Source organism: Maribacter thermophilus, from assembly GCF_001020565.1.
Lineage (GTDB): Bacteria > Bacteroidota > Bacteroidia > Flavobacteriales > Flavobacteriaceae > Maribacter > Maribacter thermophilus.
This window is the reverse complement of sequence record NZ_LDAS01000001.1, coordinates 2,378,912-2,395,570: the sequence shown is the minus strand read 5'-3', so window position 1 is coordinate 2,395,570 and position 16,659 is coordinate 2,378,912. Positions and strand designations below refer to the sequence as shown.

General features: G+C 39.3%; 17 protein-coding genes and 1 tRNA gene. 13 read left to right on the top strand and 5 right to left on the bottom strand.

Going from position 1 to position 16,659, the window contains the following annotated elements; genetic code table 11:
• Nucleotides 1–152: 152 nt before the first annotated feature.
• Nucleotides 153–416, bottom strand: a complete 264-nt coding sequence (locus tag AB657_RS10365) for a hypothetical protein (protein ID WP_047246421.1) — start codon at nucleotides 414–416, stop codon at nucleotides 153–155.
• A gap of 15 nt (nucleotides 417–431) precedes the next feature.
• Nucleotides 432–1,667, bottom strand: coding sequence for a 3-deoxy-D-manno-octulosonic acid transferase (locus AB657_RS10360; protein ID WP_047246420.1), 1,236 nt, complete (start codon nucleotides 1,665–1,667; stop codon nucleotides 432–434).
• 92 nt (nucleotides 1,668–1,759) lie between these two features.
• On the opposite strand from AB657_RS10360, the gene AB657_RS10355 reads away from it, so the two are divergent.
• From AB657_RS10355 to AB657_RS10340, 4 genes are all read left to right on the top strand, one after another.
• A complete protein-coding gene (locus tag AB657_RS10355; protein ID WP_047246419.1) occupies nucleotides 1,760–2,914 on the top strand; it encodes a DegT/DnrJ/EryC1/StrS family aminotransferase in 1,155 nt (384 codons plus the stop codon).
• Between the two features lie 39 nt (nucleotides 2,915–2,953).
• Nucleotides 2,954–3,970 (top strand): UDP-glucose 4-epimerase GalE, encoded by a 1,017-nt coding sequence (gene galE, locus AB657_RS10350; protein WP_047246418.1) that lies wholly within the window; start codon nucleotides 2,954–2,956, stop codon nucleotides 3,968–3,970.
• 78 nt (nucleotides 3,971–4,048) lie between these two features.
• Complete coding sequence (locus AB657_RS10345; protein WP_047246417.1) at nucleotides 4,049–5,320, top strand: metal-dependent hydrolase family protein; 1,272 nt, start codon at nucleotides 4,049–4,051, stop codon at nucleotides 5,318–5,320.
• A gap of 59 nt (nucleotides 5,321–5,379) precedes the next feature.
• Nucleotides 5,380–5,733, top strand: coding sequence for a hypothetical protein (locus AB657_RS10340; protein ID WP_047246416.1), 354 nt, complete (start codon nucleotides 5,380–5,382; stop codon nucleotides 5,731–5,733).
• Between the two features lie 44 nt (nucleotides 5,734–5,777).
• Here the strand turns inward: AB657_RS10340 and AB657_RS10335 are convergent, their stop codons facing one another.
• Both AB657_RS10335 and AB657_RS10330 read right to left on the bottom strand, forming a co-directional pair.
• Nucleotides 5,778–6,881 carry an acyltransferase family protein gene (locus AB657_RS10335; protein WP_047246415.1) on the bottom strand — a complete coding sequence of 368 codons (1,104 nt, stop codon included), beginning with the start codon at nucleotides 6,879–6,881 and terminating at the stop codon, nucleotides 5,778–5,780.
• A gap of 29 nt (nucleotides 6,882–6,910) precedes the next feature.
• Nucleotides 6,911–7,426 carry a hypothetical protein gene (locus AB657_RS10330; protein WP_047246414.1) on the bottom strand — a complete coding sequence of 172 codons (516 nt, stop codon included), beginning with the start codon at nucleotides 7,424–7,426 and terminating at the stop codon, nucleotides 6,911–6,913.
• Between the two features lie 118 nt (nucleotides 7,427–7,544).
• Here AB657_RS10330 and AB657_RS10325 point away from each other — a divergent pair, with 118 nt between their 5' ends.
• Nucleotides 7,545–10,349 carry a 2-oxoglutarate dehydrogenase E1 component gene (locus tag AB657_RS10325; RefSeq protein ID WP_047246413.1) on the top strand — a complete coding sequence of 935 codons (2,805 nt, stop codon included), beginning with the start codon at nucleotides 7,545–7,547 and terminating at the stop codon, nucleotides 10,347–10,349.
• Nucleotides 10,350–10,369: 20 nt separating this feature from the next.
• A complete protein-coding gene (gene odhB / locus AB657_RS10320) occupies nucleotides 10,370–11,608 on the top strand; it encodes a 2-oxoglutarate dehydrogenase complex dihydrolipoyllysine-residue succinyltransferase (RefSeq protein WP_047246412.1) in 1,239 nt (412 codons plus the stop codon).
• Between the two features lie 71 nt (nucleotides 11,609–11,679).
• Here the strand turns inward: odhB and AB657_RS10315 are convergent, their stop codons facing one another.
• The gene (locus AB657_RS10315; RefSeq protein WP_047246411.1) at nucleotides 11,680–12,123 is read right to left on the bottom strand and encodes a retropepsin-like aspartic protease family protein; all 444 of its coding nucleotides are present in this window, start codon (nucleotides 12,121–12,123) and stop codon (nucleotides 11,680–11,682) included.
• Between the two features lie 94 nt (nucleotides 12,124–12,217).
• Here AB657_RS10315 and AB657_RS10310 point away from each other — a divergent pair, with 94 nt between their 5' ends.
• From AB657_RS10310 to AB657_RS10280, 7 genes are all read left to right on the top strand, one after another.
• Nucleotides 12,218–12,985 (top strand): TatD family hydrolase, encoded by a 768-nt coding sequence (locus AB657_RS10310; protein ID WP_047246410.1) that lies wholly within the window; start codon nucleotides 12,218–12,220, stop codon nucleotides 12,983–12,985.
• Nucleotides 12,986–13,006: 21 nt separating this feature from the next.
• Nucleotides 13,007–14,029, top strand: coding sequence for an asparaginase (locus AB657_RS10305; protein WP_198146898.1), 1,023 nt, complete (start codon nucleotides 13,007–13,009; stop codon nucleotides 14,027–14,029).
• A 69-nt stretch (nucleotides 14,030–14,098) separates the two neighbouring features.
• Nucleotides 14,099–14,186 (top strand) — tRNA-Ser (locus tag AB657_RS10300).
• Between the two features lie 77 nt (nucleotides 14,187–14,263).
• Nucleotides 14,264–15,013 (top strand): MotA/TolQ/ExbB proton channel family protein, encoded by a 750-nt coding sequence (locus tag AB657_RS10295; protein WP_047246409.1) that lies wholly within the window; start codon nucleotides 14,264–14,266, stop codon nucleotides 15,011–15,013.
• A gap of 24 nt (nucleotides 15,014–15,037) precedes the next feature.
• Nucleotides 15,038–15,469 carry a hypothetical protein gene (locus tag AB657_RS10290; RefSeq protein ID WP_047246408.1) on the top strand — a complete coding sequence of 144 codons (432 nt, stop codon included), beginning with the start codon at nucleotides 15,038–15,040 and terminating at the stop codon, nucleotides 15,467–15,469.
• Nucleotides 15,470–15,484: 15 nt separating this feature from the next.
• On the top strand, nucleotides 15,485–16,090 hold the full coding sequence (locus AB657_RS10285; RefSeq protein WP_047246407.1) for an ExbD/TolR family protein: 606 nt from the start codon (nucleotides 15,485–15,487) through the stop codon (nucleotides 16,088–16,090).
• 23 nt (nucleotides 16,091–16,113) lie between these two features.
• Nucleotides 16,114–16,596 (top strand): ExbD/TolR family protein, encoded by a 483-nt coding sequence (locus AB657_RS10280; RefSeq protein ID WP_047246406.1) that lies wholly within the window; start codon nucleotides 16,114–16,116, stop codon nucleotides 16,594–16,596.
• Nucleotides 16,597–16,659: the final 63 nt, after the last annotated feature.

Genomic DNA, 16,659 nt, shown 5'->3' with positions numbered 1-16,659 from the left:
TGTTTCATAATCATATAGTGTTGTTTACTACAATATATGTATTATAAAATAAAGTGGTTGAAAAACAACTATTTAGATCGATTAAAGGCCCGAAAACTCTATCAAAGCTTTAAAAGAACTTGAAGGTGCTGTAAGTGGTAAATGAAAAAAAATCATTCGGCGGGCATTTCTTTCGAACCAAGAATTTCGATCGAATCCAAATGCCCTGCCATTTTTGGTTTTAAGGTATCTATGGGGTCGTGTTTGGTGGGGCGCTTTGGCTTCTCTGGTTTTAATAAGGTATCCTTCCTTTCCGGAGAATGGTTTTTCTGGGTTTCCGAAGGGTGTAACTCTTTGTTTTTCTTATCTGAACCAGAACAAGAAGCAAACAAAAGAACTATAACAAGAACAAATACAAATGTGAGGGAGCGTGTCATTATAATGCCTTTGGATTATAATAATGTACGTATATCCTTTATGATTTGGATGCTGGCGCCTTTGTTATCTATAATGTATTTTGTGTTTATTTGCCCTATTTCTTTACGCATAGTTTCCTCGGCAATGAGTTTGTCGGTGATTTTAAAAAACTCGTTTTTATTGGAAATAGATAGTAGTCCGCCCAATTCGATCAAATCTTCTGCTTCTAAAAAACCTTTATATCTAGGGCCTATGATTACTGGAATACCATATACGGCCGGCTCTAGGGTATTGTGCAAGCCGGTAGCGAATCCTCCTCCTACGTATGCAATGTCTCCATAACTATAAATTTTGGTTAAAAGGCCGATGGTGTCGACTATGATGACCTGAGTCTCCGATGCGATACTTTTTGGTAGTTCTGAGTACAAAAGGGTGCTTTTCTCGATAGCGGCTTTTAGTGATGTAATATGGTCGGGCTTTATGTTATGTGGGGCGATTACGTACTTTATTTTTGATGTTGATTCATTTATGTAGTCTACCAGAACTTTTTCATCTTCGGGCCAAGTGCTTCCTGCTATAAAACAAAGGGTGTCTTGGCAGAACTGATCCATAAAGTTTAAGGTGTTATCTTGTTTCAATATTTCAGAAACTCTATCTAAACGGGTATCACCGGCAATTTTTACACTATTGATGTTAATGGAGTTCAAAAGCCTTTTTGAGTGGTTGTCCTGCACGTATATAAATGAAAAATTTGAAAGTGCTTTACGCATAAACCCACCGTAACTCTTAAAGAATATTTTATCTTTCTTAAATCTGGCTGAGATCAATATGGCCGGAATATCCCTTTTGCCTATTTCGGTCAGGTAATTTGGCCAAATTTCATACTTTATAAAAATCACCAATTTAGGCTGAACCATGTCAAGAAACCGAATAACATTTTTCTTAACATCAAAAGGTAAATAGGTGGTTATATCGGCCGGCGAAGAATTTTTTTTCACTTCATATCCAGATGGGGAAAAGAATGTTAATAAGGTTTTATGGTTTGGGTATTCCCTTTTTAGTTTTTCCAACACCGGTAGTCCTTGTTCATATTCTCCTAAAGATGCGGCATGGATCCAGATGATTTTATCGTTTGGCGAAATGTGCTCTCTTAGTGTGTCAAAGGTGTTTTTTCTACCCTCTACAAAGAGAGATATTTTGGGGTTTAATAAGCCGATCAGTTTTAAAAACTGCCAAGCTATGGAAACGATTATATTGTAGAAACTGTGCAATTTGTTTTATTTGGGACTAAAATACATTTCTTTCACTAAAATCATTGTGGCGCGTTTCGTATTTTTGCATTACTTCAAATAATCCAAAAAAGATGAAAAAAATTCAAATGGTAGACCTTGGCGGTCAATACCAGGATATTAAGGAGCAAGTAAATGCTTCGATCTCTCAAATAATGGAAACGTCCGCTTTTGTCAATGGACCCGAAGTACATGCGTTTCAAAAAGAATTAGAGGATTATTTGGGGGTAAAACATGTAATACCTTGTGCCAATGGTACAGATGCACTTCAGATTGCCATGATGGGGTTGGGATTAAAACCAGGCGATGAGGTTATAACGGCCGATTTTACTTTTGCCGCAACTGTCGAGGTTATTGCACTTCTGCAACTTACACCGGTTTTGGTCGATGTAGACATGGATACCTTCAATATAAATGTGGATGCTGTCAAAAATGCCATTACGCCTAAAACAAAGGCAATAGTGCCGGTGCATTTATTTGGTCAGTGTGCGAATATGGACGCCATTTTAGAGTTGGCGAAAGAACATAATTTGTTTGTAATAGAGGATAATGCCCAAGCTATTGGGGCCCAATATTTGTCCAAAACGGGAGAAAAGTACATGGCCGGATCCATGGGGCATGTAGGGGCAACTTCTTTTTTTCCTTCTAAAAATTTAGGCTGCTATGGTGATGGTGGCGCTATTTTTACAAACGATGATGCCTTGGCACATACCATTAGGGGTATTGTAAACCATGGTATGTACGAGCGTTATCATCATGATGTGGTCGGGGTAAATTCTAGGTTAGATTCTATCCAAGCCGCAGTTTTAAGGGCAAAGCTTCCAAGATTGGACGCTTATTGCGAAGCAAGAAGAACCGCGGCCCGCAAATATTCCGAGGCATTAAAGGATCAAAAGCATGTTATCGTTCCGGTTACCGTGAACGATTGTGAAGATATATGTGACACTTGCGATTGTCATGTCTTTCATCAATATACACTGCGTATTACCAATGGTAAGCGAGATGGCCTTGTGAAATACCTGAACGAAAATGATATTCCTTGTGGTGTATATTATCCTATTCCGCTGCACCGTCAAAAGGCATATTTGGACGATAGGTACAACGAAGCGGATTTTCCGGTTACCAACCAATTGGTACAGGAAGTGATTTCCCTTCCTATGCATACCGAGTTAGATGATGAGCAAATTGCCTTTATTACGGATAAGGTTATCGAGTTTGTTAACGCTTAACTTTTTATAATACTACTTTTAGATACCAATTAGATTTTTATGAAGATATTAGTTACAGGTGGATTGGGCTTTATCGGTTCGCATACCGTTGTAGAACTTCAGAACAAAGGTTTTGAAGTCGTTATTATTGATGATTGTTCAAATTCCAATGAAGATGTGCTGGACGGTATTGAGCGCATAACTGGCATTAGACCACTTTTTGTAAAGTTGGATCTAAAAGAAAGGGATAAAGTTGAGGAGTTTTTTAAAGACTATTCAGACGTAGAGGGTGTTATTCACTTTGCAGCATCAAAGGCCGTAGGTGAAAGCGTTGAAAAGCCATTGCTGTATTATGAAAATAATATAGGAACATTGGTGTATATCTTAAAGGAATTGAGCCGTAAGAACAATGCCAGTTTTATTTTTAGTTCTTCTTGCACTGTTTATGGCCAAGCCGATAAAATGCCGATTACAGAGAATGCGCCTGTAAAAGAAGCGGAGTCTCCTTACGGAAACACCAAGCAAATGGGAGAGGAAATCATTAGGGATACTTGTAAGGTTACCCCTAATTTGAATGCCATTGCACTAAGGTATTTTAACCCTATGGGGGCCCACCCAAGTGCCGAGATTGGTGAACTGCCAATTGGGGTGCCCCAAAATTTGGTTCCTTTTATTACTCAAACTGGGGTTGGCTTAAGAGAAGAATTGTCAGTGTTTGGAGATGACTATCCGACACCGGACGGTACCTGCATCAGGGACTATATATATGTAGTGGATTTGGCCAAGGCCCACGTAGTGGCGTTGGAACGTTTGTTGGAAGGTAAGAACAAAGAAAATTACGAAGTGTTCAACGTGGGTACGGGCAAAGGAAGCTCTGTGTTGGAAGTGATCAAAAGTTTTGAGAAGGTGTCTGGAAAAAAATTAAACTATAAAATAGTAGGCAGAAGGCCCGGGGATATTACCGAGGCTTATGCGGATACGACCAAGGCAAACGAAGTGTTGGGGTGGAAATCCCAATATTCTTTGGATGAGGCCATGAAGTCTGCATGGGTTTGGGAACAAAAAATCAGAAGTTGATATTGTATACATAAGACATTGAAAATAAAGGGAAATATGGTTATATTTCCCTTTATTTAATTTAGCCTGGATTATCTTATGAAAAATCATGTATTGTTTTTATTGTTTTTGGTCGTTGGTATTGTTAATGCACAGGACACCTATATTCAATGTGGTAAAATTTTGGATGTAGAATCCGGAAAATTCTTGTCGGAAAAAACCGTTGTTGTTTCGGGAGATAAGATTAAAAGTATTTTGAACGGTTATGTTTCAGGAAAGGGAGATGATAAGGTAATCGATCTAAGGACGAAAACTATTTTGCCTGGTTTTATAGATATGCACGTTCATATAGAAAGTGAATCCAGTCCGTCTAGGTATTTGGAAAAGTTTACCAAGAATGAGGCGGATGTTGCATTTCAATCCACCATATATGCAAAAAGGACTTTGATGGCCGGTTTTACTACCGTTAGGGACTTAGGTGGTTCTGGGGTGAATATTTCTTTAAGGGATGCCATTAATAAAGGAACTATAGTCGGACCCAGAATCTTTACGGCTGGTAAATCATTGGCTTCTACCGGTGGCCACGCAGATCCTACCAACGGAACAAGAAAGGATCTAATGGGAGATCCTGGGCCTAAAGAGGGAGTTGTGAACTCTCCAGAAGATGGTAGAAAGGCGGTCCGCCAACGATACAAAGAGGGGGCAGATGTTATTAAGATAACCGCTACCGGAGGTGTTTTAAGTGTAGCGAAAAGTGGACAGAATCCGCAATTTACCATTGAAGAGATAAAGGCAATTACAGAAACCGCCGATGATTATGGGATGCTTACCGCTGCGCACGCCCATGGCGACGAGGGTATGAGAAGAGCTATACTAGGGGGAATCAAAACTATTGAGCACGGAACGTTGATGTCGGAAGAAACGATGGATTTGATGATAGAGCATGATGCATTTATGGTGCCTACGATCTCTGCAGGGCAAGAAGCGGCAAGGTTGGCCAAAATACCTAATTATTTGCCAGCTGTTGTAGCAAAGAAAGCATTGGAAATTGGGCCTAGGTTAAAAGCCACGTTCGCTAAGGCCTACAAGAAAGGTGTAAACATTGCTTTTGGAACCGATTCTGGGGTGTCTCCACATGGCGACAACGGAAAAGAATTTGTATATATGCATGAAGCCGGCATGCCCGTTATAGATGCTATACGGTCGGCGACCATAACCAACGCAAAATTATTGGGTCAAGATAAATTGGGACAATTGAAAGAAGGGTATATAGCCGATATAGTTGCGGTAAACGACAACCCTTTAAAAAAGGTAGAAACCTTGACGGATGTGGCTTTTGTAATGAAGGAAGGTGTGGTTTATAAGCAATAGTTATTTTTAAAGGTAGTCTCGAAGGGGTGTGTAGTTTTTGTTAAATTTTAAGTGGTGCTATGGAGGCCGAAATTGTTGATACCAGCGGATTGTTGCTTGTTGCCAAAGAAAAGGAACTTATTGATAAACTTACTGCACAGGTAGAAAAAGACTTTGCTATGGCCAATGTTTCCTTGAATCTTCCTGTGGTATTTAATGCAAAGGATTTTGTTTCCAATATTCGTGAGCGTGTGTACCGTTTAATGGTCGAACAATTTTCGGAGTACCTGAACCTTTTATATGTAGTGGATGTTCCTGAAAAAGAATTTAAGCACATACAGGTAACCGAAGCCGCTGAGGTAGCGGATCGGGTAACTTTTTTGATTTTAAAAAGAGAATTTCAAAAAGTATTGTTCAAGACCATGTATCGTTAAACGGTGCTTTATAATTTTTCCATGGGTTAAGAAATTGGTTTTGGTCATACCTTTACGTATATACCTCTTTTGTCCATAAAGTATCCTACGGACCAGCAAGTTAACATAATCCAAAGGGCAAATAGAAAAGATCCGTTATAATCGCCCGCAAATGCTATGAATATATTATCGGCGATCCAAGTATAGGCACTGGTTTCCTTTATAGGGATTTCTGCCAAGGTGATGATGAATAGCTCCGATAGTAAATAGATGAAAAGGGTGTTTTTGCCGAAAACTTCGAAAAAATAGGTCCATTTGAAAGATTTGGACATGTCCAACAGGTATACCAAAATAGCAATGATAAACAAGTCTATTCCCGAGGTCAACAATACGAACGAGCTGGTCCAAAGCTTTTTGTTAATGGGTAATAATAGGTCCCAGGCCAATCCGGCAAAAACTAAAAGGCAGCCTGCCATCATTAGTTTGGCGATTGTCTCGTAGTTTTGGCCATTTTTTTGAATAAACTTTCCTGTAAAATACCCGGCAATCACATTTACAATGGCCGGTAGTGTACTTAGCAGGCCTTCGGGGTCAAATGCCACTCCTCCGTTACCGTGGTACATATGGTCGGCCCCAATGAGCCATTTGTCCAATTTTAGTACTGCATTGCCGGTCAGGGTTAGGTCGCCGAATACCATTAGTATTATATGGTATCCGACCAAGGCTATTGCGCTGAATATTAAAACGCTTTTGGCCTTGAAATAGTGGATCAGTAAAGATGCAAAAAGATAGCATAGGGCTATACGCTGGAGTACTCCAAATATCCGGGTTTCGGCAATAGGTTTTAGGTGTCCGTCCTCAAAAAAAGGAAACCAATACATTAAAAAACCTAAAAGAAAAATAATGGCGAACCTTTTAAATACTTTTTTTAAAAAAACCGCTTCTCCCACAGTCTCGTATTTTTTCATGCTAAAGCTCATAGCATTGCCAACTACAAACAAAAAAGTTGGAAAAACCAGATCGGTCAATGTAAAACCGTTCCATGCGGCATGTTTTAAAGGTCCGTAACTCATAACTTCGTTGCCAGGGGAGTTTACGATGATCATAAGGGCAACATCCATGCCCCTGAATACATCAAGAGAGAGGTATCTGTTTTTTAATTTGTTCATAAAGAAAGGTTGGTTTGGTTGTGGTCAATTTAAAAATAAACGCGGACAAAAGGCATCAATGCATCACCATATATGCTTTTGTCGTTATTGTAAAGTAGGTCGTATCGTACTCCAAAGGTAACGTTGTAGGTGCTATAGCCCAACCCTACAAACAATGCCGGAGACCAATAATTGTCTTCCCAGTAAGTTGTTGGGGTATCTATTGTTCTGTTGATCCTGAGTTGTTCGAACTCTGCTGAAATTTGTAATTGGGGTATGGGGTTAAAAAGTGAAAGTATACTGCCCCCGTATGCTACCAATTTTTGATCATCATATTTGGCGTAATTGAAACTTAAGCTGGTTCCGGCAGCAAATTGTTCGTTGAACTGATAGAGGGCACTTGGTGAAATAGAGGCGTTAAAGCCTCCATTGCTAAAACCAAGCCCAAAATTTCCACCGTAACGAACATTGCTCCAAAAATTCTCATTTGTAGCTCTGTTCTGTGAAAAAATAGAAATGGAAAGTAAGGCCAAAAAGGATATTAGAATAGTTTTTTTTAACAGCATTTGGGCAAATTTGTTTTAAACGTTATTTTTTTTCAATAATACGGGTGAACTTTCCGTTAGATATTGTAAATGTTGTATTTTTGTTCAAATTTCTTCTTAAAGATACAGAAAGTTATCCATGGATAAATATTCCTTTTTGAACGCTGTTCATACCTCTTATTTTTCCGAGTTATATGACAGATATTTAATAAACCCAGACAGTATTGAACCAAGTTGGAGAGCCTTTTTTCAAGGATTCGATTTTGGGGTAGAGAGTTCGTTGGACGGGCTCGATATTGATTCTGACAACCGTACGACCGTTACAGTTAATGGTAATACGATAGAAATGCCTGAATCGTTACAGAAAGAATTTCAGGTTGTAAGACTTATTGATGGCTACAGGAGTAGAGGACACCTGTTTACAAAAACCAATCCGGTAAGGGACAGAAGGCAGTACGAGCCTAGTTTGTCTCTTGAGAATTTTGGCTTAAGTGATTCCGATTTGGACACGGTGTTCAATGCCGGCGAAATTATTGGTATCGGGCCCTGTTCGTTAAGAGAGATCATTAGACATCTGACGAGCATTTATTGTGATGCTATAGGGGTCGAGTACATGTATATTAGGAAGCCGGAAAGGATTAAGTGGATTCAAGATTGGATCAATGTAAACGACAACCATCCCAATTTTACTCCAGAAAGAAAAAAGCACATTCTTAAGAAATTGAACCAAGCAGTTTCGTTCGAGGCCTTTTTACATACAAAATATGTTGGGCAAAAACGATTTTCGCTGGAAGGTAACGAATCTCTGATACCTGCGTTGGACGTTATTGTGGAACGTGCGGCCGAAATGGGAGTGGAGCAATTTGTGATGGGAATGGCCCATAGGGGTAGATTGAATGTGCTTACCAATATATTTGGTAAATCTGCCAAGGATATCTTTAGCGAATTTGACGGTAAGGATTATGAACAAGAAATATTCGATGGTGATGTAAAATATCACTTGGGTTGGACTTCCGACAGAATGTCCGATAATGGAAATAAAATACGAATGAACATAGCCCCCAATCCATCTCACCTAGAAACCGTAGGTGCGGTGGTAGAGGGTATAGCCAGGGCAAAACAAGATGCGCATTATGAGGATGATTTCTCTAAGGTGCTGCCTATCGTAGTTCATGGTGATGCCGCGATTGCGGGTCAGGGACTCGTCTATGAGGTTATTCAAATGGCTACCTTGGATGGTTATAAGACCGGAGGAACCATACATATAGTAGTGAACAACCAAATAGGGTTTACCACCAATTACTTGGATGCAAGGTCTTCTACCTACTGTACAGATGTAAGTAAGGTAACTTTGAGCCCTGTGTTACATGTAAATGCCGATGATGCCGAGGCTGTAGTACACGCTTCCTTGTTCGCATTGGAATATAGAATGCGATTTGACAGAGATGTATTCATCGATTTGCTGGGGTATAGAAAATACGGGCATAACGAGGGAGATGAACCTCGCTTTACCCAGCCAAAACTATACAAGGCCATATCAAAGCATAAAAATGCACGGGATATATATGCGGAAAGGTTAATAAAAGAGGGTATTATCAACGAAGGTTATGTAGCCCAACTGGAAAAGGAATATAAAGATTCGCTCGAAGAGAAGTTGGAAGATTCCAGAAAAGAGGACAAGACCGTGATTACCCCTTTCATGGCGGATGAATGGAAAGGTTTTGAGAATGTTCGCGAGTGGGAAATGATGGAACCTGTCGATACCACGTACGATAGGGAGAAATTGACCGAGATTGCCAAAGCGATCACTGAACTACCAGCTGGTAAAAAATTCTTGAGGAAGATAGAAAAATTGATAAAGGACCGTAAAAAGATGTTCTTTGAGACCAATTCTTTGGATTGGGCCATGGGCGAGTTGCTGGCTTATGGAACATTATTGCAAGAAGGTTACGGTGTTCGTATGTCCGGTCAAGATGTAGAACGTGGTACTTTTTCTCACAGACATGCGGTAATGAAAGTAGAGGAAAGTGAAGAGGAGGTATTGTTGCTTAACAATATTTCTGAGAATCAAGGGAAGTTTCAGATTTACAATTCGCTTTTATCGGAATACGGAGTGGTAGGTTTTGATTATGGTTATGCCATGGCAAGTCCTAATACGTTGACTATATGGGAGGCCCAGTTCGGGGATTTCAGCAATGGTGCCCAGATTATGATCGATCAGTATATTTCGTCTGCCGAGGACAAATGGAAATTGCAGAATGGTTTGGTGATGTTGTTGCCCCACGGTTATGAAGGTCAGGGGGCGGAGCATTCCTCGGCAAGAATGGAACGTTATCTTCAGCTTTGTGCAAGAGACAATATGTATATAGCAGATGTGACCACACCGGCACAAATGTTTCATATACTTAGACGCCAAATGAAGGTGAACTTTAGAAAACCCCTCATAATATTTACGCCCAAGAGTTTATTAAGGCACCCAAAGGCCGTATCCAGTATAGAGGATTTGGTTTCAGGTAGCTTTCAAGAAGTGATAGACGATGCTACGGCCAAAGTGAGCAAGGTTAAAAGTTTAGTGTTCTGTACTGGTAAGTTCTATTACGATTTGTTGGCGGAGAAAGAGGCATTGAAGCGTGAAGACGTGGCCTTGGTAAGGGTAGAGCAACTTTTTCCCTTGCCGGATCAGCAAATGAAAGACATTATTGCTAAATATAGTAATGCGGATGATATTGTTTGGGCACAAGAAGAACCCAGAAATATGGGGGCTTGGAGTCACTTATTGATGCATTTTAGCGAAGTGGATAAATTTAGGGTGGCCTCGAGAAGATATTATGCCGCACCGGCAGCAGGTAGTTCGGTCAGGTCTAAAGCAAGGCACCAACAGGTTATCGATTATGTCTTCGATAAGACAAAGGACAACATGACAAGACCAAAAAATAAGAAGTAAAATATCAAATTATAGAAAGAATGATTCTAGAAATGAAAGTTCCCTCTCCGGGGGAGTCTATAACAGAAGTCGAGATTGCCGAGTGGTTGGTTGAAGATGGTGATTATGTAGAAAAAGACCAGGCCATTGCGGAAGTTGATTCTGACAAGGCAACGTTGGAATTGCCTGCGGAAGCAAGTGGAACAATAACCCTAAAGGCAGAGGTAGGCGATGCCGTAGAGGTGGGTGCCGTGGTATGCCTTATAGATACGGGTGCTGCAAAACCTGAAGGAGCTTCTTCGGATGCGGAAAAAGCTACCGATAGTGCTAAAAAGGAAGAGGTGAAAGAAGAAGTGAAAACTGAAAAAGCGCCTCAGGCTCCTCAGACAAAAGAAACATATGCAACAGGTGCCGCGTCACCAGCCGCAAAGAAAATATTGGCAGAAAAAGGTATTGATGCATCCAGTATATCGGGTACGGGAAGAGATGGTAGAATTACCAAGTCAGATGCCATGAATGCCAAACCGTCTATGGGGTCCCCTGTAACCGGTGGTAATAGAGGAGAAAGAAGGTCCAAGCTTTCTATGCTAAGAAGAAAAGTAGCGGAGCGATTGGTCTCTGCGAAAAATGAAACTGCCATGTTGACCACTTTTAACGAAGTGGATATGAGTGCTATATTCGAATTAAGAAATCAATATAAAGAAGATTTTAAATCGAGACACGGGGTTAGTCTTGGTTTTATGTCTTTCTTTACCCGTGCGGTTGTGCGTGCTTTGGAAATGTATCCAGCGGTAAACTCGATGATAGACGGTAAAGAAATGATATCATATGATTTCTGTGATATTAGTATTGCCGTTTCCGGACCTAAAGGTCTTATGGTTCCTGTAATTAGAAATGCTGAGAACCTAAGTTTCAGGGGAATCGAGGCAGAGGTGAAAAGATTGGCGATAAGAGCGCGTGAAGGTGAGATTACGGTAGATGAGATGACCGGAGGAACTTTTACCATTACCAATGGTGGTGTGTTCGGGTCTATGTTGTCCACACCTATCATAAATCCTCCGCAAAGTGCCATATTGGGTATGCACAATATAGTAGAAAGACCGGTTGCCAGAGATGGAGCCATTGCAATAGCACCTATTATGTATGTTGCCTTGTCTTATGACCACAGAATTATTGATGGTAAAGAATCTGTTGGCTTTTTGGTAGCTGTAAAAGAGGCATTGGAAAATCCTGTAGAGCTGTTAATGAACAACGACGTAAAAAGAGCGTTGGAGATGTAGCCTATAGGTTGTTTTAATGTATAAAAAAAAGAAGCGCCGGATTTTCCGGTGCTTCTTTTTTTGAATAGGTTTTATTTGGCCTTTAGATATAGTTTTTTCTTATTATAATCTATAATGGCCTTTGCTTTTTTAAGAATGTCGGCACCGATAATGCCATCTACGGGGTGTGCGTTGTGGGCAGTGAGGGCCGTGTTTACATGAATTAGGTCAAAGAGTACTATTTTAAGTTTTTTGTGGTTCCATTTTCCTATTTCAATGTGGTTTTTACTAGAGGTAGAGGTTTCCATGTCCGTGGCTCCCGCTCCTGCGGCTTTAATATCGGAGGTTTTTGAGGTTAATTTAAATGGGTCTATTTTATCTAACCCTACACATGTGTTCGATGCTCCCGTGTCTAAAATGAACCTACCCTTGACCCCGTTAATTTTGGCGGTAAGTTCAAAGTGATTGGTAGATGTATATACCAAATCAACGCTGTAATAATTTTTATTCTTTAAAAATTTCTTTAGTGATGACATATATAAGTGTTAATCGATAATCCCTTTTTGGTAAGATTAAATTTGAATTAGTGGTTATGGTAATAAAAATCAAAGATAAGCCTATTTTTGTCCTATGAACATTACAGATACCCATACACATTTATATAGTGAGGCTTTTGACGAGGATAGAAGCCAGGTTGTAGAAAGGGCGATTGCGCAAGGTGTAAAAAGATTCTTTATTCCTGCCATAGATTCAACTTATACCGATAGTATGTTGAAGTTGGAAAGTGCTTATCCGGAAAATATTTTTTTGATGACCGGTTTGCATCCGACGCATGTAAAGGCAGATTATGAGCAAGAATTGGAGCATGTCAGGGATTTATTGGGCCAGCGTAAATTTTATGCCATAGGGGAAATAGGTATAGATTTATATTGGGACAAAACCTTTTTGCGACAACAACAAGAAGCTTTTAAAAAGCAGATTCATTTGGCAAAGGAATATCAATTGCCCATAGTCATACATTGTAGAGAAGCCTTTAATGAGGTTTTTGAAATTCTTGAAGAAGAGAAAGGGGAGGACCTAAGAGGTATTTTTCATTGCTTTACGGGTACTTTGGAACAGGCGAAACAAGCAATTTCTTATAATATGAAACTGGGTATTGGTGGGGTGGTTACTTTTAAGAACGGAAAAATCGATACCTTTTTAAATCAAATATCCCTTAACGATATAGTTTTGGAGACAGATTCACCTTATTTGGCTCCGGTGCCGTACCGGGGCAAGCGCAATGAAAGTTCTTACATTGTAAATGTTTTGGACAAGGTGGCCGCGATTTATGAAAGGGAGGCAAAAGAAGTAGCTCAAATTACTACCAGAAATTCGGAAGAAGTTTTTGGTGTATGATTTTTTGGTAAAATTAGAACTGTGGAAAGAAGAATACTGTTAGTATATACCGGAGGCACCATTGGTATGGTAAAAGACTACGGGTCTGGGGCCCTTAAGGCTTTTGATTTTAAAAAGCTCTTAAAACATATTCCAGAATTAAATCAGTTGGATTGTTCCATTGATACCGTCTCTTTTGATGAACCTATAGATTCGTCCGATATGACACCGGCACAATGGGTTAAAATAGCTACTATTATAGAGGATAATTATGAGGTTTATGATGGTTTTGTGGTGTTGCATGGTAGTGATACAATGAGTTACACGGCCTCAGCGCTTAGTTTTTTACTGGAAAATCTTGGTAAACCTGTTATTTTGACCGGTTCTCAGTTGCCTATCGGAGATTTACGTACAGATGCCAAAGAAAATCTGATAACATCGATCCAGATAGCTGCCCTTCATAAAAAAGGGATTCCGGTCGTTAGGGAAGTAGGACTGTATTTTGAATATAAGTTGTATCGGGGCAATAGAACTACCAAGATCAATGCGGAGAATTTTCAGGCATTTGCCTCTTTGAACTATCCCTTTTTGATCGAATCTGGGGTGCATCTTAATGTTTATGAAGAATATTTACTCCCTTATAAAAAGAATAAAAAATTAATTGTCCATAAAAAAATGGATGAGAACGTAGCCGTTTTAAAACTTTTTCCAGGAATAACCCAGTCTTTGTTGGAGAGTGTGTTGCATAGTAAGGGCTTGAAGGCTTTGATTCTTGAAACATATGGTTCTGGAAACGCTTCTACCCAGGCATGGTTTTTAAAAAGTCTTAAAAAAATTATAAATGAAGGTTTGCATGTAATTAATGTAACCCAGTGTTCTGGTGGTAGCGTAATGATGGGGCAGTACGAGACTAGCTCCGCTTTAAAGAGTATGCAAGTCATTAACGGTAAGGATATTACCACTGAGGCGGCTATTTCAAAAGCAATGTATATGTTGGGGAGCGGGGTGTCACAGAAACACTTTAAAACGGTTTTTGAAACTTCTTTGCGCGGGGAAATGCGCTAAAATTAACCACTATAATTTTATTGTGTAATATTTTTTTTGTTATTTGGTCCACCCTAAAAAGGTTCAACTAGAGAGGTGGCCGAGTGGTCGAAGGCGCACGCCTGGAAAGTGTGTATACACCAAAAGTGTATCGAGGGTTCGAATCCCTTCCTCTCTGCAAGTAAGTTTTACTTTTTTTATATTGTTTTTTTTTTATCTTTAACCCTATTAACTAACTAATTTAAGTTTGAAAAAATGAAAAAATTATTTCCAAGCCTAGCGGTTGCTGGGGCATTTGTAGCAGGTACAAATATGGTAAGTGCGAAAGTAGCGGCAGTAGCTTTGCTAGTGCAAGATGCAGCTCCTGAGGCGGAGAAAGGTTTTACACAAGTATTAAAAGAAATGTTTATTACAGGGGGTGCCGGTTTTATGGGTATCGTTCTTTTGTGTTTAATTCTTGGTCTTGCCGTAGCTATTGAAAGAATCATATTCCTTAATATGGCTAGCACTAACAGTACAAAATTAAAGCAAAAAGTAGAAGATGCATTGGCTTCCGGTGGTGTTGAGGCTGCAAAAGAAGTTTGTAGAAACACAAAAGGTCCTGTTGCTTCTATCTACTATCAAGGTTTGGATAGAGCTGGAGAGAGCATAGAGTCCGCTGAGAAGGCAGTAGTTGCTTATGGTGGTGTTCAAATGGGACAGTTAGAGAAAAATGTTTCTTGGTTGTCTTTGTTTATCGCTATTGCACCAATGCTTGGTTTCATGGGTACGGTAATCGGTATGATTCAGGCCTTCCAAAAGATTGCGGCTGTTGGTAACTTGAGTGCTTCTCTTATTGCAGGTGATATTCAGGTGGCGTTATTAACAACGGTATTCGGTCTTATTACTGCGATTATCCTTCAGATTTTCTATAACTATATTATTGCTAAAATCGATAGTATCGTAAACGATATGGAAGATTCTTCGATTACTTTAATCGATATGTTGGTAGACCACAAAAAATAAGTATCACCTAAATACCTAAAAATTATGCAAAAAATTATAAAAATAGCATTAATTGCTATAGGTGTGCTAAGTGCTATACTATGGTATATGCTACCAAGTTCCGATATGCCAGTTGACGAGGCTGCACAAAGTGGGGCGATGAATACCATGTTTATGATAACTTATTTACTATTGGGAATTGCGGTAGTGGCAAGTTTAATCTTTACATTAAAGAATTTATTTTCTAACCCTCAAGGGCTTAAAAAGACCTTGTTCGTTGTTGGTGGATTTTTATTGGTAGTAGTTATTTCTTACGTGTTGGCCAGTGGAACGGATGTAGATCCGGAGTATTTGGCAATGTCGGATGAAAGTACTGTGAAGAAAATCGGTATGGGGTTGAACGTATTTTTTATCCTTACGATTATAGCTGTGGCGGCCTTGGTTGTACCAGCAGTTAAAAATATGTTTAGTAAATAAAAAAAATAAATAATTATGGCTAGAAGAGCAGGAGCACCAGAAGTAAGCGCTGGTTCCATGGCGGATATAGCTTTCCTACTGCTTATCTTTTTCTTGGTAACTACTACTATTGAAACTGATGCGGGATTGGATCGTATGCTACCGCCAATTGAGCCGCCCGATACAGATGTTGTTATTAAGCAGAAAAACATCTTTCAGGTAAATATTAACAAGAATGGTCAGTTGTTGGCCGATGAGGAGTTGATCGATCTAAAGGATTTGAGATCAAAGGCTATGGCTTTTTTGGATAATGGTGGGGATGGTACATGTTCTTATTGTCAAGGAACAAAGAATCCGGAATCATCAGATAATCCTTCAAAGGCGATTATATCCTTAAAAAACGATAGGGAGACCAAATATAGTACCTATATTACCGTTCAGAATGAATTGGTAGGGGCCTATAACGATTTGAGGAATAGAGAGGCTCAGAGGTTGTACGGTAGAAAATTCGTGGATATGGAAGCGGAGTATCTTAATCCTGAAACCCCTGATGATGTTAAAGAGGAATTAAAGGAAAAGGTTAAGAAGATTCAAGAATTGTTTCCTCAAAAACTATCTGAAGCAGAAACCTCTTCCAATTAATAATAAAACATAAATAAAACACTATGTCTAAATTTGCAAAGAAAAAAGATGGAGAGGTGCCAGCGGTGTCAACTGCGTCACTTCCTGACATTGTATTTATGCTTTTATTTTTCTTTATGACGGTTACTGTTATGAAGGATAGTTCCTTAAAAGTAGAGAACATACTTCCTAATGCTAGTGAAATTAAGAAGCTAGAAAAAAAGGATAGGGTTATCTATATTTATGTCGGTACGCCTACCAAAGAATATCAAAAAGTATTTGGTACGGAGCCTAAGATTCAATTAAATGATAAATTTGCCAGTCCGTCCGAGGTTGGGGATTATATATTAATGGAAAGGGCTAAGAAACCTCAAGAACTTCAGAACGTTCTTACCACAGCGTTAAAAGTGGATAAGAATGCGAAAATGGGGTTGATTTCCGATATTAAGGAAGAACTTAGAAAAGTAAATGCATTAAAAGTTAATTATACAACTTACGAAGGAGACGCTTTTAGGAATCTTCAGTAGTTGAAATTTTTTCAAACTTTTTAAAACGCTTCAAATTTATTTGAAGCGTTTTTTATTTCATTA